Below are 17951 nucleotides of genomic sequence, written 5' to 3'. Positions count from 1 at the left end.
GACGACCCCCGGCGCCTGCCTGCGGAGCGGCGTTGAGCCGGACGCCGAGGAGCTGGGGCGGGCGACCGGAGCTTCCGGAACTGCCATCGCTGCCGGCCATCGGGCTGCCCTGGCGGCCGGTGCCGCGAGGCATGGATCACGATGGTCCGAGCCGTCTTGGCACAGGGAACGCGACAGCTTAAGATGAAGTGCTACCGGACTGCGCGAGCAGTTCACATCCCGAGCACGAGGTGGAAAACCAGATGGCACAAATGAGCGAGGAGCTCATTGAGCAGTGGGCGGATGCCACTGCCGAAATCTACAATGAGTCCCTGACCGGTATTAATCTGACCAGGTTGCCCGAGGCCGTGGCTCAGTACACTGATCTCTTCGCCCAGAGCGAGGACCTGACGTTCAACGAGGACGCCACCCCGACCGACTACTTCGAGCACCATCCGTTCGTGGCGATCACCGCGATCCTCAACAGTCCCGACGCGCTTGAGGTGCTGGACTCGGATGCGCAGGACGCCCTGGACGCCATGGCCGACTTCACCGAGGCCTGGTACACCTTCGACCTCGAGCAGGAGCCGGAACTCGGCATCTCCGAGGCCGACGACGAAGAAGACTGGTAAATCCTCCCGCCCGGCCGCCGCGCCGGGAGGAAAGGCCGCAGGCCGGTTCACGCAGCGCCACGGGCGCCGCGCGAACCGGCCTGTGCCGTCTGCACGCAGGGCCCGCCGCTCCCGGCCCGGGCGGTTCCCGATGCCCGCCCCTTGGCAAGACGGGCGCTGGATGGGACGATGCCGGTATGAGCCAGTTCAGCGTGTTCGAGAGCACCGTGACCATCCATCTTCCGGTGCACCGCGTCTGGGAGCTGCTGACCGACTGGGCGGCGGCGCCCTTGTGGATGCACGGCATCGGATCCATGCATTCGGATGACCCCCAGCTGCGTGTGGGGACCACCCTGACCTACCGGGTCGCCGGGCACGAGCGCCGGTACGAGGTTCGCGATCTGATCGAGAACCGGCTGCTGGTGCTGCACACCTCGCAGAACCCGGATGGCCTGTCCTACCGCTACGACCTGAAGGACGACGCCGGATACACCGAGGTGGTGCTGCAGGTGGCGATCATCAACCCCGATTTGAGTGTCGAGGAGTGCGAGGAGCTGGCCGGGCACGTGCGCGAAAGCGAGGAGGACAAGCTGGACCAGCTGCGCATGTACGCCGAAACCGCTCCCTGACCCGGCTCAGTCCCCGGCGGCCGCCTGGTGCGCGCCGCGCTCGTAGGCCGCGCCGGGAACGAAGTCGCTGCCGGCGAAGAGCTGGTCGACCGTCACCAGGGTGTAGCCCTGCGCGGTGAGCTTCGCGACCAGATCCGGGACCGCCTCGACCGAGCTCTCGTGGATGTCGTGCATGAGGATGATCGACCCGGGCTTGGCCTCATCGAGCGCGATCTTCACGGTCTTCACCGGATCGTGGTGCTTCCAGTCCAGGGTGTCCACGTCCCACAGCACCAGCGGGTAGGGGATCAGCCGGTCGTAGACCGCCCCGTGGCTGCCATAGGGCGGGCGCAGCACATCAGGGGTCTGCCCCGCGGCCTTCTCGATGGCCTCGTCGGTCCATTGGACCTCGTGCTCGATCTTCTCCTTGGTCAGCGTCGTGATATCCGCATGGTCCCAGGTGTGGTTGCCCAGCTCGTGGCCCTCGGCGACCATGCGCTTGACGGTGTCCGGGTACTTGCCCACGTTCTTGCCCACCATGAAGAAGGTGGCCGGGGCCTTGGCCTCCTGCAGCTCATCCAGCAGCTGGTCGGTGAACTCTCCCGGCCCGTCGTCGAAGGTGAGCGCCACGCACTTGGCGACGGCGCAGTCGACCGGAGCGGCGCTTTCCTCCGGAGGGGCGCTCGATGTTTCGGACGTGGCGGGGCTGGAAGCGCATCCGGTGAGCAGTCCGAGGCTCAGCAGCAACGCGGCGCCGCGCAACAAGATGGTGGACGAAGACCTCATGCGTCCACCATCTCGCTTTTCGCGCCGCATCTGGGCGAAGCCACGCAGCCTGCGCCGAGTTTTCGGCAAAATACTAGCTGCTTTCCAGTTCGGCCACGGGGTCCGGGGAATCCAGCGGATTGGCCAGCTCGTCCTTGGCGAACTTCCCCGCCTTCCAGGCGATGATCCCGAAGATCGGGGAGATGACCCCCGCGAAGACGAAGATGGCCTGCAGGCTCAGCACCTGGCTCAGCGGGCCGGCCACCGCCATGGACACCGGCATCAATGCCAGCGAGACGAAGAAGTCCAGGCTGGAAATCCTCCCCAGCAGGCGCTTCGGGACGCGCCGCTGCAGCAGCGTGCCCCAGATGACCATGCCCGCCGCGTCGGTCAGGCCGAAGACCGCAAGGATCGCGAAGAGCAGCCAGGACGCGTCGACGTAGCCGACCAGGGCCAGCGGCAGCGTGCCAAGGCACCAGTACGCGGTCATCAGGCTCAGGTAGCGCCGGGGGAACCGCGAGGAGGCGATCAGCAGCGAGCCCGCCGCCGAGCCGATTCCGAAGAACGCCAACGCGTAGCCGAACAGCGTGGCGTCCCCGTGCAGCTGGTCGCCGACGATGAACGGCAGCAGCACCTCGAAGGGCCCGATGAAGGAGAACACCGAGACCGCCGAGAACAGCAGCGTCCAGCGCAGCCATCGGGTGCGCATCGTATAGCCCACGCCCTGGCGCAGCTGCGCCAGGATGCCGGGTTGGCCCTGCTCGTCCTCCGGGGCAGCGGCGTCGTACTCCGGGCGCCGCCGGATGAACTGCAGCACTGCCAGCGCCGCCAGGTGGCACAGGGCCACCCCGAGGATCGCGTGGGCGGGGGAGACCAGGGCGACCAGGAAACCCGCGCCATGGGCCCCAGTGCGGTCTGCACGACCGGGCGGACCGTTCCCTCCAGCCCGTTCGCGGCCAGCAGCTGCTCCCCGGGCAGCATCCTCGGCAGCAGCGCCGAATAGGCCGGGTAGAAGAAGGCCGCCCCGGCCCCGGAGAAGAAGCCGGTGACGGCCAGGTGCCACAGCTGCACCGCGCCGGTCAGCGACAGCGCCGCGGTGCCGGACATGACGACCAGGTGCAGCCCCTGGACGCGGATCACGATCTTCCGGCTGGAATAGCGGTCGGCGGCAATCCCGCCGACCAGCACCAGCGCCAGCAGTCCGACGCTGTTCACGGTGGCGACCACGGACAGTTCCATCGGCCCGCCGCCCAGCGCGCGCACCTGGTAGACCATGGCCACGGCCCACATGCCCGAGGCGAAGGTGGAGGTGACCATGGCGCCGGCCAGCAGCGCATAGTCCCGTTGTGAAAATGGCCTGACCAGACGCAGTATGGAAGTCGTCAAGGTGCTCACGACAATCTCCCGTCCCCAAGTGTGAGAACTCAATCATCAGGCCGATGATTGGGATTTGTCAACCACTATTTTCGGGGGTGCCGAGGCGGAAAACGGCGCCGGCGGCCCAGGGAGCACCCGGGTCGCCGGCGCCGTGGCCAGCCGGTGGAACTACTCGGAGTCGTGGTCGGTTTCCAGGACCTTGGCCAGCTCGTCCAGGGCCGCCTCGGCGCCCTCGCCCTCGGCGCGCAGGATGACGGTGGTGCCGTATTCGGCGCCCAGTCCCATCAGCGAAAGGATGCTCGAGGCATCCAGTGCGTCCTCGGCCGGTTCGCCTTCCAGGGCGATGGTGACTTCTACCGGGGCCTCGGCCGCGGCCTCGGCGAAGATGGCTGCCGGGCGGGCATGCAGCCCCACGCGGCTTCCGATGACTGCTTGACGTTCTGCCATGGTGGCTCCTTTGTTTTCCAGATGGTGCAGGGATGCGGTTAAAGGCCGAAGCGGTCCAGCTCGGGCAGTTCGGCGCGGACGAGCCGGCGGGCTTCGGAAGCCGAATCGGCCTCCAGGGCCAGCGCGGCCAGGCGTTGGGCGGCGGGCAGGTCCACCGTGCGCAGCACCGCCGCGACCGGCGGCAGGGCCCGTTTGTTCATGGACAGCGTGTTCACGCCCAGGCCCACCAGCACCACCGCCAGGGCCGGGTCCGCCGCGGCTTCGCCGCACACGCCCACCGGCTTGCCGCCGGCGTCCAGGGCGCCCTCGGCGGTGGCCTTGACCAGGTGCAGGACCGCCGGCTGCCAGGGGTCGTTCAGTTCGGCCATGGTGCCGAGCTGGCGGTCGGCAGCCATGGTGTACTGGGTCAGGTCGTTGGTGCCCAGCGAAACGAAATCGCAGCGCGACAGGATCCCGCCGGCCAGCACCGCGGCGGAGGGAACCTCGATCATGGTGCCGCCGGTGGGCAGCCCCGCCGCAGACACCATGGCCGCGAAGGCGCCGGCCTCGGCCGGGGTGGAGATCATCGGCGCCATGGTCCAGACCTCGGCCTGGTGCTCCGCGGCCGCCTGCGCGATGGCCGCCAGCTGGCGGGCCAGCACGCCGGGGCTGGCTGCGTCGGTGCGGTAGCCGCGCACGCCCAGGGCGGGGTTCGGCTCGGTGGTATCGGTCAGGAACGGCAGCGGCTTGTCCGCCCCGGCGTCCAGCGTGCGGACCACGACCTTCTTGCCGGCGAAGGCTTCGAACACCGCGCCATAGGCTTGAACCTGTTCCTCGTGCGTCGGCTCGGCATCGCGGCCCAGGAAGCAGAACTCGGTGCGCAGCAGGCCCACACCCTGGGCGCCGGCGGCCGCGGCGGCCTGCGCGTCCTTGCCCCCGCCCACATTGGCCAGCAGCGGGACCGGATGCCCGTCGGCCAGCACGCCGTGGCCGTCGAAGTCCGGCAGCGGTTCGCGGTTCGCGTAGGTGGCGGCCAGATGTTCCTGTTCCGCGCCCGGGTTGGTGGTCACGGTGCCGCTGATGCCGTCGGCGAAGACCTGCATGCCGTCGCGCAGCGCGGTGGTGCCGGTGGCGGCGACGATGGCCGGCAGGCCCAGCGAGCGGGCGATGATCGCGGTGTGCGACTGCGGGCCCCCGTCGGAGGTGACCAGGGCCAGCACCTTGGCCGGATCCAGGGTGGCGGTGTCGGCCGGGGCCAGATCCACCGCGGCCAGCACAAACGGCTCTTGGGAGTCGGGGATGCCCGGGGCAGGGACCCCGCGCAGCTCGGCCACGATGCGGGCGCGCACATCCAGCACGTCGCCGGCGCGTTCGGCCATGTAGCCGCCCAGCGCGGCCAGCTGGGTCGCCACCGCATCGGCGGCCTCCCAGATGGCCGATTCGGCGCAGGTACCGCCGGAGACCAGGGTGCTGGCGGACTTGAGCAGCGTGCGGTCGCTGGCCATCAGCGCGGTGGCCTTCAGCACCCCCTGGGCATCCCCGGTGGCGGTGGCCGCTCGTGCCTTGAGCTGCGCGGCGACGGACTGCGTGGCAGCGGTGAGGCGCTCGATTTCAGCCTGCGCGGTGCTTCCCTCCGGCAGCGGGGCGCCGTCGGACGGGGCCGCGATGGGATCGGGCATGCGCAGCACCGGTCCGATGACGCGCCCGGCGCTGACGCCTACGCCGTGGTAGGAAACCTGCTGCGTGCTCATGCTGCCACTCCTGCCGATTGCGCGGCCGCCGGCTGGACCTGCGCGGCCGGGGCCTTGCGGACGAACTTCTTCAGGACGATGACCAGCAGCGCTGAGATCACGGTACCAATGACGGTGGCCAACAGGAAGAACGGCCAGGTGTTGTTCATCGCGAAGAAGACGAAGATGCCGCCGTGCGGGGCCTGGCTGACCACGTTGAAGACCATGATCAGCGAGCCGGTCACGCCGGCGCCCACCATGGAGGCCGGGATGACGCGCAGCGGGTCGGCCGCGGCGAACGGGATGGCGCCCTCGGAGATGAAGGCGGCGCCCAGCAGCCAGGCGGCCTTGCCGTTTTCGCGTTCGGCCCCGCTGAACAGCCTCGGGGCGATCACGGTGGCCAGGGCCATGGCCAGCGGCGGCACCATGCCGGCGGCCATCACTGCGGCCATGATCATCAGCGGTGCGGGGTTCTCCGCCAGGGATCCGGCGCCCAGGCCGGCCACGGCGAAGGAGTAGGCCACCTTGTTGACCGGGCCGCCCAGGTCCACGGCCATCATGAGTCCCAGGATCAGGCCCAGGCCCGCGGCGGCCACACCGGACATGCCCGAGAGCCAGTCGTTCAGCGCTACGGTCAGGCGCGCGATCGGCCCGCCGAGCACCAGGAACATCAGCCCGGAAGCGATGATGGAGCCCAGCAGCGGCACGATGACCACCGGCATCAGCCCGCGCAGCCAGCGCGGGACCGGCCAGGAGTTGATCCAGCGGCAGGCCAGGCCGGCGATCACGCCGCCGACGATGCCGCCGATGAACCCGGCGCCCATGAAGCCGGCCACCGCGCCGGCGGTGAAGCCCGGGGCGATGCCCGGACGGTCCGCGTAGGCGTAGGCGATGTAGCCGGCCAGCGCCGGAACCAGGAAGCCCATGGACAGCGAGCCGATCTTGAAGGCGGCGGCGCCCAGATAGGCGGCCAGCCCGGCATCGGGCAGGTGCCACAGCGTGTTCTCGCCCAGATAGGCGTCCGCCACGTCGGTGATGGCGTAGCCGCCGAGCAGGAAGCCCAGCGCGATCAGCAGGCCTCCGCCGGCAACGAAGGGGATCATGTAGGACACGCCGGTGAGCAGCGCGCGCTTCAGCCCGCCGCCGAAGCTCTCCTTTTTCGACTCCGCGGTGTCCGCGGATTCCTGCGCGGAAGCGGCGGGCACCCGGCGGGCCTGGGGGTCGGTGGAGGCCGCCACCGCGTCGGCGAGCAGCTTGGCCGGCTCGTCCACGCCGCGCTTGACCGGCACCTGGATGACCGGCTTGCCGGCGAAGCGCCCGCGGTCGCGCACATCCACGTCAACGGCGAAGATCACTGCGTCGGCGTCCCTGATCAGCGCCGGATCCAGCGGGGTCGACCCGGAGGACCCCTGGGTTTCCACGGCGAAGTCGATGCCCAGCTCCTGCGCGGCCTGGGCCAGCGCATCGGCGGCCATGTAGGTGTGGGCGATGCCGGTCGGGCAGGCGGTGACCGCGACGACCTTCGGGCGCTTGGCCGCGGCCGGTTCAGTCGGGGCCGGTGCCGCTGCAGGGGCTGCTGCCGGTGCGGCCGGGGCGTCGGAGATGACCTCGGAGACCAGGTCCACGATCTCCTGGTTGCTTTGCGCCTCGCGCAGCGCGGCGGTGAAGCTCTTCTTGACCAGCGCGCGGGCCAGCCTGGACAGCAGTTTCAGGTGGTCCTTGTCCGCGCCTTCCGGGGCGGCGATGAAGAAGACGAGGTCCGCCGGGCCGTCCTTGGCGCCGAAGTCCACCGGGTCGGCCAGCCGGGCCATGGCCAGGGTCGGGGCGGTGACCGCGGCCGAACGGCAGTGCGGGATGGCGATGCCGCCGGGCACGCCGGTGGCGGTCTTCGCCTCGCGGGCCAGCGCGTGCTCGGCCAGTTCCGCGGCGTCGGTGGCCCGGCCCTGTGCGGTGATCTGGTTGGCCAGATGCGTGATGACGTCGTGGGCGGTGGCGCCCAGGTGGACGTCCAGGGCGACGAGCCCGGGGGTGATCAGATCGCTCATGGTTGGGATCCTTGTCTTGGCGTGAGATCGGTGACGGCGACAGCGTCCGTGCGGAGGTCGTGGCGGGTGGGAATGGTCGAGCCGGGCAGCGAGGCCGCGGCCGTCCCGTAGGCGATGGCCAGGCGCAGCTTCTGCGCCGGGTCCGCCCCCGCCGTATCTGCCAGCAGATAGCCGGCCAACGATGAATCCCCGGCGCCCACGGTGCTGCGCACGGTGACCGGGTCATGGATTCCATGCCAGGCGCCGTCGGGGGTGGACAGCACCGCCCCGGCGGCGCCCAGCGTGGCGAGCACCGCCCCGGCCCCGCGCTCCAGCAGCGTGGCGCTGGTGCGGGCCGTGAGCTGCGGGGAGGCTTCCAGCTCTTCCTCGGTCAGCGTGGATCCGGCCAGTTCGGCCAGTTCCTCGCCGTTGGGCTTGAGCAGGTCCGGCACGTGCTGCGGGCCGTGCGCGAACAGCTGGCGCAGCGGTGCGCCGGAGGTGTCCACCGCGATCTTCGGGCAGCTGCTGCCCAGGCGCTCGCGCAGCCGTGCGGTCAGCGTGGCGTAGTAGTCCTCCGGGACCCCGGGAGGCAGCGATCCGGCCAGCACCAGCCAGGTGGCCCGGGTGGCGGCCAGTTCCTGGATGATCAGCAGTTCCAGCTGGGCCAGGGTGGCGGCGCCGAGCACCGGGCCCGGTTCGTTGATCTTGGTGGTGGTGCCCTGGCGGTCAACCAGCGTGATGTTGGTGCGCAGCGGGGCCGCGATGGGCAGCGCGCGGTGCGGGAGCTGGTCGGCGGCCAGGGCCATGACCAGCGGATCGGCGGCATCCCCGGGCAGCAGGGCCAGGGACTGCCCGCCCGACGCCGTGATGGCCCGGGTGACGTTCACGCCCTTGCCGGCCGCTTGCAGGTGGCTGGATTCGGCGCGCTGCACGGCCCCGGGCACCAGCGCGGACTCCAGCTCGATGGTCTTGTCCAGCGCCGGGTTGCAGGTCAGGGTGACGATCATGCCACGATCACCTCGACCTCGGCGGCTTCCAGCGCCGCGGCCAGTTCGGCGCCCGGCAACCGGTCGGTGACCAGCGTGTCGATGGCGTCCAGCGCGGCGAAGCGGACCAGGGTTTCCTGGTCGAACTTCGATCCGTCGGCCAGCAGCACCACGCGGCGGGCGCTGGCAACCAGGGAGCGCTTGACGGCCGCTTCCAGCGGGTCGGGGGTGCTCAGCCCGAAGCCGGCATCAAGCCCGTTGGTTCCGATGAAGGCGATGTCCGCGCGGTAGTTGGCGTATTCCTGGGCGGTGCGCGCGCCGCTGGCCGCGCCGGTGATGCCGCGGACGCGTCCGCCGATCAGCTCCAGGGCGATGTGCGGGCTCTGCACGAGCACCGAGGCGATGGGCAGCGCGTGGGTGATGACCAGCAGGCCGTTTCCGGTGTTGGTCTTGAGCATGCGCTCGGCCAGGATTTCGGTGCTGGTCCCGGCGTCCAGGATGACCGAGGCCTCGGAGACCGGGATCAGGCTGAGCGCGCGCTGGGCGATGCGGGCCTTGGCCTCGGCGTGGATTGCGGTGCGCACCACGTAGCTTTCCTCGCGGGTGCTGGCCTCGCTGGTGGCGACGGCGCCGCCGTGCACGCGGCGCAAGTGGTTCTCGGATTCGAGCTGCGCCAGGTCCCGGCGCACGGTTTCGCGGGTGATGTCGAAGCGGTCGGCGAGTTGCGCCACGGTGACTTTTCCATCGGCCGCGAGCTGCTCTGTGATCAGCCGGTGTCGTTCTTCGGCGAACATTTCTGCCTCCGCTGGGGTTCATGACCTGCAACATATGGATCTGTGTTTAGATGACTTTATGCCCGATTGTGTGGCCAGGTCAAGTGAAATGCGGGGGAACTTTTGGGTTTATCTGCGTTTCGGTGGGTTTGGTGTGCTCAAACGGGCCTCGAGCGTCCCGGCGGCTGATTGCGTGCGTGCGGAGAAAGAGTGCGATTAGCGGATCTGGTTGCGGCTGGTGTAGGCGGTGGAGCTGTTGAAGTCCTGCCCGTCGAACAGCTCGTCGACGGTGACCGGGGTGTAGCCCTGCCGCTTGAGCTGCCTGACGAGCTCGGGCACGGCCTTGACGGTGCTCTCATGGATATCGTGCATCAGGATGATCGATCCGTCGCGCACTTCCTTCATGGCGATGCTCGCGACCTTGGCCGGGTCGCGGTGCTTCCAGTCCAGCGTGTCCACATCCCACAGCACCAGCGGGGCATCGATCAGCGCATCCACCTGGGTGTTGTGCGCGCCGTAGGGCGGACGCACCGTGTTGGGGTAAATTCCGCTCAGGTCCTTGATGATGGCCGCTGCCGTGTCGATCTCATGGGTGATCTGCGAGCTACTCAGTGACGTGAGCGCCTTGTGGTCATGGGTGTGGCTGCCCAGCTGGTGCCCCTCGACGACCATGCGGCGCAGGGTCTGCGGATACTTCTGGGCGTTCTGCCCCAGCAGGTAGAACGTCGCCGGGGTGTCCGCGGCGGCCAGATGGTCCAGCAGCCGCTCGGTGTGGCGGCCCGGTCCGTCGTCGAAGGTCAGCGCCACGCACTTGGCCTGGTCGCAGTCGACCTCGGGGCGAGGATGCAGCCGCAGCGGTCCTGCCGGGGCCACGACAGCGGGCACGTCGGGTGCGGCCTGCGCCAGCACTCCGGTCGAGCCGGAAATCCGCGGGCTTTCCTGTCCCGGAAGCAGCTTCTGCGCCGCCTGCTTGGCGAACCCGTCCTCGGCCGGGGCCTGCGCAGCGCAGGAAGCCAGCAGCAGTGCGGACGCGAGGGCAGGGAGCACCGCAAAGCGGCGGGAAAGGGAAGGCATGAGCCAACCTTCCCGCGCCGGGGCGGCGGTTTTCAAACTGGCGGACCGCACCCGCCGCAAACTCCACCGAATCGTTATCAAAACGGGGCAAAACCCCCGGGATTCCGGGCATTGGTGTGCCCCGGGTCTCAGTCGGGCGTGAGGCGCGCTACCCGCGGATCCGCTGGGTCCCGCGGTTAAGCAGATACACCAGATAGATGCCGCCGATGCACACGGTGACCACACCCACCGGCAGCTGGATCGGGGCGAACAGCTGTTGGGCCAGCAGGTCTCCCAGCGCCAGCAGGAACGCCCCGGTCAGTGCCGTGGGGATCAGGTTCAGCGAGCCCCCGCCCACCAGGCGCCGCGCCAGCTGCGGGGCGACCAGCGCCACGAACGCAATCGGGCCGGCCAAGGCAGTCACCGCGGAAACCAGCAGGACCGCCAGCGTCACCAGCACCAGCTTGGTGCGTTCGACCTTCATGCCCAAAGCGCTGGCCAGGTCGTCTCCCATCTGCAGCATCTGCAGCGACTTCGAGCCGACCAGCACCGCGGCCAGGGACGCGAGCACGACAATGGATACCGGAATCACCCCGGCCCAGGTCACGCCGTTCAAGGTGCCGGCGCCCCACACGGCGGCGGCCATGGCCACGTCCAGTTCCGCGCGCAGCACCAGGTAGTGGTTGAACGAGGCGAGCACCGCGGAGACGCCGATGCCCACCAGGATCAGCCGGAAGCCGTGGGTGCCGTTGCGCCAGGCTAGCAGGTAGACCACGAAGGCGGTCAGCAGGCCGCCGGCCAGCGCACCCAGGCTGGTGGCGAGGAAGCCGCCGCCGAGTACGGTCAGCATCACCAGCGCGCCGGTATAGGCGCCGGTGGAGAAGCCGATGATGTCCGGGGATCCCAGCGGGTTGCGGGTCAGCGTCTGGAAGACCGCGCCGGATACGGCAAGCCCGGCGCCGAACACCAGCGCGGCGGTTGCGCGCGGCATGCGCCATTGCCAGACGACGGTGGTCTCAAGCCCCTCGCCGCCGCCGAAGAGGATCGTCAGCACACGCCACGGGGTGATGGAATATTCGCCGCCGGAGACCGCAAACACGGTCGCCAGCAGGGCCGCGGCCCCCAGCGCCAGCCCGACAGAGCGGGAGCGGGTGGAGCGCTTGAGCGTCCGGGTCCTGTTGGCCGATGCGATGCTCACAGGGCCGCCGCCTTGGGGCTGCGGGCCAGCATGATCAGCAGCGGCGCCCCGATGAACGCGCAGACCACGCCGGCCTGCAGTTCGCCGGGAAGCATGACGCGGCCCAGCACGTCGGCAACCAGCAGGAGCATGGGCGCCAGCAGGCAGGTATAGGCCATGACCCAGCCCGTGCCGGATCCGGCCAGCCGGCGCGCGGCGTGCGGCGCCATCAGGCCGATGAAGCCGATGGCGCCCACGGCGGCGGTGGCCGAGGCGGCCAGGACGGTGATGGCGACCAGCACCAGGATGCGGGTGTTGCGGACGTTGACACCCAGCGCGGTGGCCGCGTCGTCTCCCAGCGCCAGCCCGTCCAGCGATCGCGCGCAGAGCGCCGCGAGCAGGATTCCGACGGCAGTCAGCAGCGCCAGCGGAACGATGATGGAGGCATCCCTGCCCTGCAGGGAACCGATGGTCCAGGCGCGCAGCTGGTCGAAGGCCTGCGGGCGCACCAGCGACAAGGCGGTGCCGAGGCCGGTGAAAATCGCGCCGATGGCCACCCCTGAGAGCACCAGGCGCACCGGGTCCGAGGATCCTGCGCGGGGGCGGCCGATCAGGTAGACCAGAGCGGCGGTGAGCAGCGCGCCGAGGAAGGCGAAGGATACGTAGCCGGCAAAACCCGAAACCCCCAGGAACCCGACCGCGGTCACGATGGCCAGCGAGGCGCCGGCGTTGACGCCCAGGATGCCCGGTTCGGCCAGCGGGTTGCGGGTCAGCGATTGGGCCAGCAGCCCCGCCACACCCAGCCCGGCGCCGGCGAGGACCGCCAGCAGCGCGCGGGGCAAGCGCGAAGACAGGATGAGGCTGCGCTCAACGGATTCCGCGGGATCGGCCAGCGCCGAAAAGATTTGTTCTAGGCTTAGGGATTTTGAGCCGATGGTCAACGACGCGGCGGCCAGTGCGACCAGCAGGACCGCCAGCATTCCGAGAATCAACAAATGTTTGCTCGGTGACTTGCTGCGTTGCAAATCATCGGGTGGAGATAAGGTCTTCACGGTGGGGGAGTCGCACTTTCACGCTGAGAACGGTGACTGGAACACCTTATCGCGAATGTTGCGGTAGATGATGCTTACCTATCATTCGACGCCAATGAATACGGTATATTGGCGTTGTGAATTTCTTGAATACTCGTACCTCGTGGGGCCGCACCATCCTCGGCGCCACCGCTGCACTCATGGTTGCAGTCACCGCCGGCTGCGGCGCGGCTACCAGCACCTCCGACTCCAACGCCGGCAACAAGGACGTGGCCGTGGGCGGCCAGAGCTTCACAACCGCGGATGCGGAAACCGCCAAGTTCGGTTCGGACGCCGAAGCCGGCCAGTTCCCCCGCACCGTGGCCCACGCCAACGGCACCACCGAAATCCCGGCCAAGCCGCAGCGCGTGGTGGTGCTGGATACCGGCGAGCTGGATGCCGTGCTATCCCTGGGCATCACCCCGGTGGGCATCCCTTCCACCGAAGGCGCGAACTCCGTGCCGAGCTATCTGGCCGACGAGGTCAAGGATGCCAAAACCGTAGGCACCATCCAGGAGCTGAACCTGGAGGCCATCGCCGCGCTGAACCCGGATCTGATCATCGGCTCCCAGCTGCGCGCAGACAAGCTGTACAGCCAGCTCAACCAGATCGCCCCGACCGTCTTCTCCATCCGCCCTGGCTTCCCGTGGAAGGAGAACTTCCTGCTGGCCGGCGAGTCGCTGGGCGAGGAAACCAAGGCGGTTTCAGTGCTGAACGACTACCAGACCAAGGCCACTGCGCTGAATGAGGACGTGGAGGGCGATCCGAAGATTTCCCTGCTGCGCTTCATGCCGGAGAAGATCCGCCTGTATGCCAACAAGTCGCTGATCGGCGTGATCCTGGCCGACGCCGGATTCTCCCGCCCGGAGAACCAGAACATCGACGACCTGGCCGCTGAAATCTCCGCGGAGAACCTGGCCGATGCCGATGCCGACTGGCTGTTCTACACCTCCTACGGAACGCCCGAGGCCACCGGCGAGAAGGCCGCGGTGGAAGGTCCACTCTGGGGCCAGCTGCAGGCGGTCAAGGACGAACATGCCATCCGCGTGAACGACGACGTCTGGTTCCTGGGCCTGGGCCCGACCGGCGCCAACCAGATCCTGGACGACCTGCGCGGCTACCTGGTCAAGTAGCGCCAAAGAAGACAAACACAGCGGTGCCGCCCTTCATGCAGAAGGGCGGCACCGCTGTGTTCGTCCGGGGATTTCCTAGGCCAGCAGCTGGCGCTTGGAGGAAATCACGCCGGTGTTGAAACCGGCCAGGCGCAGCCCGCCGTGGAAGCGCGCATGCTCGATCTTCACGCAGCGGTCCATGACCACGTTCAAGCCCGCGGCCTCGGCGCGATGGGCCACCTCTTCATGCCAGGTGCCCAGCTGCAGCCACAGGGTCTTCGCCCCGACCGCCAGCGCCTCGTCCAGCACGCCGGGGATGTCGTCATGCTTGCGGAACACCTCGACCAGGTCCGGTGACTCGGGCAGGTCGGCCAGCGACTTGTACACCGGCTCACCCAGGATCTCGTCCAGTACCGGGTTGATGAAGTACACCTTGTACTTCGAGGAGGACAGCAGGTAGGTGGCCACGAAGTAGCTGGCGCGCGAGGGCTTGTTCGAGGCGCCGACAATCGCGATGGTTTTGGTTTCGCGCAGGATGTTCAGGCGTTCTGCGGCGCCCGGGCCCTGCCAGGTGCGTTCAGCGGTGCTCATTAGTTGGCTCCCTTCGAAGCAACGGGAACGGCGCAGGATGCCCCGTCATAGGTCGGTGCCGCGAAATCGGACTCCAACGAGCCCTCCTGCGAGGCGGACAGCGCCTGGTCCAGGTCCCAGAGAATGTCCTCGACGTCCTCCAAGCCGACCGACAGGCGGATCAGGTCCTCCGGAACGCCGGCGGCGAGCAGCTGTTCGCCGCTGAGCTGCTGGTGGGTGGTCGACGCCGGGTGCAGCACCAGGGTGCGGGCATCGCCGATGTTCGCCAGGTGGCTTGCCAGCTGCAGCGCGTCGATGAACTTGGCGCCGGCCTCGCGGCCGCCCTTGACGCCGAAGCTGAAGACCGAGCCGACGCCCATCGGCAGCAGCTTGGAGGCCTGCTCGTGCTGCGGGTGGGATTCAAGCCCCGCGTAGTTCACGTAGGTGACGCGCTCGTCGGCTTCCAGCCAGGCGGCGACCTGCTTGGCGTTGGCCAGGTGGTTGTCCATGCGCTGGGGCAGGGTCTCCAGGCCCTGCAGCAGCTGGAAGGCGGACTGCGCCGGCAGCGCCGGGCCGAAGTCGCGCAGCTGCTCGCTGCGCAGCTTGGTCAGGAAGCCGTATTCGCCGAAGTTGGCCCACCAGGAGACCTTGCCGTAGCTGGCCACCGGTTCGGTCATGGTCGGGAACTTGCCGTTGCCCCAGTTGAAGGTGCCGGACTCGATGACCACGCCGCCCAGGGTCGTGCCGTGCCCGCCGATGAACTTGGTGGCCGAATGGATCACGATGTCCGCGCCGTGCTCGATCGGGCGCAGGATGTACGGCGGGGTCAGCGTGGAGTCGACCACCAGCGGGATGTCGTGGCGGTGCGCCACGTCGGCCAGCCCGGCCAGGTCCGCGATGTCGCCGGACGGGTTGGCCACGACCTCGGTGTAGACGGCCTTGGTGTTCTCCTGGATCGCTGCCTCGAAATCGGCCGGGTCGTTGGAATCGATGAAGGTGGTGTCGATGCCGAAGCGGCGCAGCGAGACGTCCAGCTGCGTGATGGTGCCGCCGTAGAGCTTGGCCGAGGCCACGATGTGGTCGCCGGCCTGGGCCAGCGCGGCGAAGGTGACGAACTCCGCGGCCATGCCGGAGCCGGTGGCTACCGCGCCGATGCCGCCTTCCAGCGAGGCCATGCGTTCCTCGAACGCGGCCACGGTGGGGTTGCCGATGCGCGAATAGATGTTGCCGTACTTCTGCAGGGCGAACAAGTTCGCCGCGTCGTCTGCGTCCTTGAAGACGAATGAGGTGCTCTGGTAGATCGGCACCGCGCGGGCGCCGTGTTCGGCATCGGGGGTGCCGCCGGCGTGCAGCGCGCGGGTGCGGAATCCAAACTTGTGGTCTGCCATGGTGGCTTTTGACTCCTTGTCGATACGTTTTTGACCTCCGCGCGGGGCACGGAAGCCATCGAGGCAGGAATCCCGGTTCAATGTCGCTTCAGCGCCGGGTAGGCGGAAAGCAGCTCCATCGTTTCTGGCGGTAGCACCGTATCCACCGGCTGTGGCAGGTTGCTGCGGCGTCATCGAACCAGATCTCTCGGCCGCTCGGGATGGTTGTAACAATCTTCGCAACATGACCGAAAATGACCCAACTATGAGTCGTAACGTTGCGTATTGCTTCCTTTGCCGGAGATTATTCGATACCTTTGCGCTGCGCTTATGCTCGAGTCATGGACACTGCGCTGGCACTGGTACGACATGGGCAAACCGACTGGAACCTGGCTGGCCGCCTGCAGGGCCGCACGGACATCGAGCTGAATGACACCGGGCGCCACCAGGCGCGCAGCCTTGGACGCTTTCTGAAGGGCAGGGGCTGGGACCTGCTGCTGGCCTCCCCGCTGGCCCGCGCGCAGGAGACCGCGGCGCTGATCGCCGAGCAGCTCGGGGCCGAGACCGGCCCGGCGGTGCACCCCCTGATTGAGCGGAGTTTCGGCCCGCTGGAGGGGCGTATCATGGCAGAGGTCAGCGACCTGGAAGCCGCCGAGGTGCAGCACGAGCTCGAAACCCACCGGCAGATCCTGGACCGGGCCCTGCCCGCGCTGCTGCAGCTGGTGCAGGAACACGAGGGGCGCAGGATCATGATCGTCAGCCACGGGGCCACCATGCGCGTGATCCGCGATGCGCTCGCCGGCGGCAAGCAAGCCCAAGGCGTCGATAACGGCGAAGTGATTGACATCGACCTGGAGCGGCTGGAAGAAATCGCCGCTGACACGGATCCGGTGCGTCTGTAACCGGCTTCCACGCCTGCACCTTGATACCGCGGAGGAAAATTTTTCGCGCCCGACCTCACAAACCGAGCCTGCGGTACGTTTACAAGGTGAGAGCCCGCAAGGGGAAGCAGCTGCCGGGAGAGCCATGCAGATACCGTTCGAACGGATCGTCCAAGACCATGGGCTGACCGTGTTGCGCGTGTGCCGCGCCCTGCTTGACGAGCATCGCGCCCAGGATGCGTGGTCGGAAACGTTCCTCTCCGCCCTCAAGGCCTATCCGGATCTTCCGGAGGATGCCAACGTGCAGGCATGGCTGGTGACCATCGCCCACCGCAAGGCCATCGACGAGCTGCGCAAGAACCATCCCGAGGTGTTGACCGAGATGCTGCCCGAGGCAGAAGCCGGCCGGGCGGGGCTGCCCGAAGCCAGGATCATGGATCGGGAACTGTGGCAGGCGCTCAATGCGCTGCCTCCGAAGCAGCGTTTCGTGCTCGCCTACCGGTACTTGGGCGGGTTGAGCTACGCGCAGATCGCACAGGTCCTTTCCGGTTCCGAAGCGGCCGCCCGCCGGGCGGGCAGCGACGGGATCAAGAACCTGCGTGCCCAATGGAAGCATGCACAGATGCTGGAGGAGTTGTCATGAGCGAACGGATTGCAGCCGTCCCCGCGACGCAGGACGAAGCGCGGATCCTGGCGGAACTGAACAAAAAATTTGTTCATGATGCCCGCAGCCAGCAGCTGATCGAAATCTCCTACCGCATTGTCGACAGCCCGATCGGCCGGCTGCTGCTGGCCTCCACCGAGGCCGGGCTGGTCCGGGTGGCCTTTGAAACCGAGGGACATGAGCGCATCCTCGAGGCGCTCGCGCACAAGGTGGGCCCGCGGATCCTGAAGGACGACCGATCGCTCGACGACGCGGCCAGGCAGCTCGATCAGTACTTCTCCGGCACGCTGCAGGAGTTCAGCCTGCCGCTGGACCTGCGGCTTTCCACCGAGTTCCGCCGGCAGGTGCAGCTGGAGCTGGGCCACATCGCCTATGGGCAGACCCAGAGCTACGCCCAGGTGGCCGAGCACATCGGCAAGCCGAAGGCGGTGCGGGCTGTCGGCTCGGCGTGCGCCACGAACCCGCTGCCCATCGTGCTTCCCTGCCACCGTGTGCTGCGCACGGACGGCTCGCTGGGAGGCTATCTCGGGGGACTGGGCATCAAGACCCGGCTGCTGAAGCTGGAGAACCCGGACTTCGACGGCGGCGAAGCCACCCTGTTCTGACAGCTTCAAATCGCAGACTTAACATTCTTTTGTTCGGTCGTTTAGCTAGATGCATAAGTCCTAATACACGTGACCTCAACAAAGCCTCCTGAACAGGACGGGAATCTGGCTCTTCAGAATTCAGAGTGTAACCGCCTAAACCCAACACCCCGGATCCCGGGCATGTCGCCAAA

At 68.2% G+C, this 17951-nt stretch carries 19 protein-coding genes, 1 pseudogene and 1 riboswitch; of the genes and pseudogenes, 7 read left to right on the top strand and 13 right to left on the bottom strand.

Annotated elements, in window-relative coordinates; genetic code table 11:
• Window positions 1–242 precede the first annotated feature (242 nt).
• Together IEY43_RS15765 and IEY43_RS15760 are read left to right on the top strand one after the other, a co-directional pair.
• On the top strand, window positions 243–611 hold the full coding sequence (locus IEY43_RS15765; RefSeq protein WP_188949602.1) for a hypothetical protein: 369 nt from the start codon (window positions 243–245) through the stop codon (window positions 609–611).
• A 176-nt stretch (window positions 612–787) separates the two neighbouring features.
• Window positions 788–1219, top strand: a complete 432-nt coding sequence (locus IEY43_RS15760; protein WP_047118133.1) for an SRPBCC family protein — start codon at window positions 788–790, stop codon at window positions 1217–1219.
• 6 nt (window positions 1220–1225) lie between these two features.
• Here the strand turns inward: IEY43_RS15760 and IEY43_RS15755 are convergent, their stop codons facing one another.
• Window positions 1226–1984, bottom strand: a complete 759-nt coding sequence (locus IEY43_RS15755) for a polysaccharide deacetylase family protein (protein ID WP_188949600.1) — start codon at window positions 1982–1984, stop codon at window positions 1226–1228.
• A 73-nt stretch (window positions 1985–2057) separates the two neighbouring features.
• The gene (locus tag IEY43_RS18445) at window positions 2058–2810 is read right to left on the bottom strand and encodes an MFS transporter (protein ID WP_308425068.1); all 753 of its coding nucleotides are present in this window, start codon (window positions 2808–2810) and stop codon (window positions 2058–2060) included.
• Here IEY43_RS18445 and IEY43_RS18440 point away from each other — a divergent pair.
• Window positions 2796–2966, top strand: coding sequence for a hypothetical protein (locus IEY43_RS18440; RefSeq protein ID WP_308425070.1), 171 nt, complete (start codon window positions 2796–2798; stop codon window positions 2964–2966). The two genes, IEY43_RS18445 and IEY43_RS18440, sit on opposite strands and share 15 nt — an antisense overlap.
• Here IEY43_RS18440 and IEY43_RS18435 read toward each other — a convergent pair.
• The 9 genes and pseudogenes from IEY43_RS18435 to IEY43_RS15710 form a co-directional block, all read right to left on the bottom strand.
• Window positions 2921–3280: pseudogene (locus tag IEY43_RS18435) on the bottom strand (MFS transporter); the annotation flags it as partial. The gene IEY43_RS18440 and the pseudogene IEY43_RS18435 sit on opposite strands and share 46 nt — an antisense overlap.
• Before the next feature lie 228 nt (window positions 3281–3508).
• A complete protein-coding gene (locus tag IEY43_RS15745) occupies window positions 3509–3787 on the bottom strand; it encodes an HPr family phosphocarrier protein (RefSeq protein ID WP_188949598.1) in 279 nt (92 codons plus the stop codon).
• A gap of 38 nt (window positions 3788–3825) precedes the next feature.
• Entirely contained in the window at window positions 3826–5517 is a 1692-nt protein-coding gene (gene ptsP / locus IEY43_RS15740) for a phosphoenolpyruvate--protein phosphotransferase (protein WP_188949596.1), read from the bottom strand.
• A complete protein-coding gene (locus IEY43_RS15735; protein WP_188949595.1) occupies window positions 5514–7541 on the bottom strand; it encodes a PTS fructose transporter subunit IIABC in 2028 nt (675 codons plus the stop codon). Before IEY43_RS15735 ends, ptsP begins: the two co-directional genes overlap by 4 nt.
• The gene (locus IEY43_RS15730) at window positions 7538–8527 is read right to left on the bottom strand and encodes a 1-phosphofructokinase family hexose kinase (RefSeq protein ID WP_188949593.1); all 990 of its coding nucleotides are present in this window, start codon (window positions 8525–8527) and stop codon (window positions 7538–7540) included. Before IEY43_RS15730 ends, IEY43_RS15735 begins: the two co-directional genes overlap by 4 nt.
• On the bottom strand, window positions 8524–9300 hold the full coding sequence (locus tag IEY43_RS15725) for a DeoR/GlpR family DNA-binding transcription regulator (protein WP_188949591.1): 777 nt from the start codon (window positions 9298–9300) through the stop codon (window positions 8524–8526). Before IEY43_RS15725 ends, IEY43_RS15730 begins: the two co-directional genes overlap by 4 nt.
• 195 nt (window positions 9301–9495) lie before the next feature.
• Entirely contained in the window at window positions 9496–10353 is an 858-nt protein-coding gene (locus tag IEY43_RS15720) for a polysaccharide deacetylase family protein (protein WP_209550368.1), read from the bottom strand.
• A 148-nt stretch (window positions 10354–10501) separates the two neighbouring features.
• Window positions 10502–11530, bottom strand: coding sequence for a FecCD family ABC transporter permease (locus IEY43_RS15715; RefSeq protein ID WP_188949589.1), 1029 nt, complete (start codon window positions 11528–11530; stop codon window positions 10502–10504).
• Entirely contained in the window at window positions 11527–12489 is a 963-nt protein-coding gene (locus tag IEY43_RS15710) for a FecCD family ABC transporter permease (RefSeq protein ID WP_188949587.1), read from the bottom strand. The genes IEY43_RS15715 and IEY43_RS15710 overlap by 4 nt, the downstream gene beginning before the upstream one ends.
• Before the next feature lie 188 nt (window positions 12490–12677).
• On the opposite strand from IEY43_RS15710, the gene IEY43_RS15705 reads away from it, so the two are divergent.
• On the top strand, window positions 12678–13712 hold the full coding sequence (locus IEY43_RS15705) for an ABC transporter substrate-binding protein (RefSeq protein WP_445236377.1): 1035 nt from the start codon (window positions 12678–12680) through the stop codon (window positions 13710–13712).
• A gap of 75 nt (window positions 13713–13787) precedes the next feature.
• Here IEY43_RS15705 and IEY43_RS15700 read toward each other — a convergent pair whose 3' ends face one another.
• Window positions 13788–14282, bottom strand: coding sequence for a CoA-binding protein (locus tag IEY43_RS15700; RefSeq protein WP_188949585.1), 495 nt, complete (start codon window positions 14280–14282; stop codon window positions 13788–13790).
• Complete coding sequence (locus IEY43_RS15695; protein WP_188949583.1) at window positions 14282–15649, bottom strand: O-acetylhomoserine aminocarboxypropyltransferase/cysteine synthase family protein; 1368 nt, start codon at window positions 15647–15649, stop codon at window positions 14282–14284. The genes IEY43_RS15700 and IEY43_RS15695 overlap by 1 nt, the downstream gene beginning before the upstream one ends.
• Window positions 15650–15761: 112 nt before the next feature.
• A riboswitch (SAM riboswitch) is annotated at window positions 15762–15856 on the bottom strand.
• Window positions 15857–15969: 113 nt separating this feature from the next.
• Between IEY43_RS15695 and IEY43_RS15690 the strand changes: the two genes are divergently transcribed.
• The 3 genes from IEY43_RS15690 (at window position 15970) to IEY43_RS15680 (ending at window position 17778) form a co-directional block, all read left to right on the top strand.
• Window positions 15970–16530, top strand: a complete 561-nt coding sequence (locus tag IEY43_RS15690) for a histidine phosphatase family protein (RefSeq protein ID WP_188949581.1) — start codon at window positions 15970–15972, stop codon at window positions 16528–16530.
• Between the two features lie 124 nt (window positions 16531–16654).
• Window positions 16655–17152: an RNA polymerase sigma factor gene (locus IEY43_RS15685; RefSeq protein ID WP_188949579.1), complete on the top strand. Its 498-nt coding sequence runs from the start codon at window positions 16655–16657 to the stop codon at window positions 17150–17152.
• Window positions 17149–17778, top strand: coding sequence for a methylated-DNA--[protein]-cysteine S-methyltransferase (locus IEY43_RS15680; RefSeq protein WP_188949577.1), 630 nt, complete (start codon window positions 17149–17151; stop codon window positions 17776–17778). Before IEY43_RS15685 ends, IEY43_RS15680 begins: the two co-directional genes overlap by 4 nt.
• Window positions 17779–17951 lie beyond the last annotated feature (173 nt).

Origin of the sequence: Glutamicibacter protophormiae, from assembly GCF_014647495.1 — a bacterium.
GTDB lineage: Bacteria > Actinomycetota > Actinomycetes > Actinomycetales > Micrococcaceae > Glutamicibacter > Glutamicibacter protophormiae.
Note: the sequence above shows the minus strand (reverse complement) of the source record. Positions and strands in the feature narration are given on the sequence as shown.

Bases quoted from the DNA above. Each gene is read 5' to 3' on its own strand.
- IEY43_RS15700 (WP_188949585.1), bottom strand. From the start codon at position 14,282: ATGAGCACCGCTGAACGCACCTGGCAGGGCCCGGGCGCCGCAGAACGC.
- IEY43_RS15710 (WP_188949587.1), bottom strand. From the start codon at position 12,489: ATGCTGGCGGTCCTGCTGGTCGCACTGGCCGCCGCGTCGTTGACCATC.
- IEY43_RS15695 (WP_188949583.1), bottom strand. From the start codon at position 15,649: ATGGCAGACCACAAGTTTGGATTCCGCACCCGCGCGCTGCACGCCGGC.
- IEY43_RS15755 (WP_188949600.1), bottom strand. From the start codon at position 1,984: ATGAGGTCTTCGTCCACCATCTTGTTGCGCGGCGCCGCGTTGCTGCTG.
- IEY43_RS15680 (WP_188949577.1), top strand. From the start codon at position 17,149: ATGAGCGAACGGATTGCAGCCGTCCCCGCGACGCAGGACGAAGCGCGG.
- IEY43_RS15760 (WP_047118133.1), top strand. From the start codon at position 788: ATGAGCCAGTTCAGCGTGTTCGAGAGCACCGTGACCATCCATCTTCCG.
- IEY43_RS15725 (WP_188949591.1), bottom strand. From the start codon at position 9,300: ATGTTCGCCGAAGAACGACACCGGCTGATCACAGAGCAGCTCGCGGCC.
- IEY43_RS15765 (WP_188949602.1), top strand. From the start codon at position 243: ATGGCACAAATGAGCGAGGAGCTCATTGAGCAGTGGGCGGATGCCACT.
- IEY43_RS15735 (WP_188949595.1), bottom strand. From the start codon at position 7,541: ATGAGCGATCTGATCACCCCCGGGCTCGTCGCCCTGGACGTCCACCTG.
- ptsP (WP_188949596.1), bottom strand. From the start codon at position 5,517: ATGAGCACGCAGCAGGTTTCCTACCACGGCGTAGGCGTCAGCGCCGGG.
- IEY43_RS15745 (WP_188949598.1), bottom strand. From the start codon at position 3,787: ATGGCAGAACGTCAAGCAGTCATCGGAAGCCGCGTGGGGCTGCATGCC.
- IEY43_RS15685 (WP_188949579.1), top strand. From the start codon at position 16,655: ATGCAGATACCGTTCGAACGGATCGTCCAAGACCATGGGCTGACCGTG.
- IEY43_RS15690 (WP_188949581.1), top strand. From the start codon at position 15,970: ATGGACACTGCGCTGGCACTGGTACGACATGGGCAAACCGACTGGAAC.
- IEY43_RS15730 (WP_188949593.1), bottom strand. From the start codon at position 8,527: ATGATCGTCACCCTGACCTGCAACCCGGCGCTGGACAAGACCATCGAG.
- IEY43_RS15720 (WP_209550368.1), bottom strand. From the start codon at position 10,353: ATGCCTTCCCTTTCCCGCCGCTTTGCGGTGCTCCCTGCCCTCGCGTCC.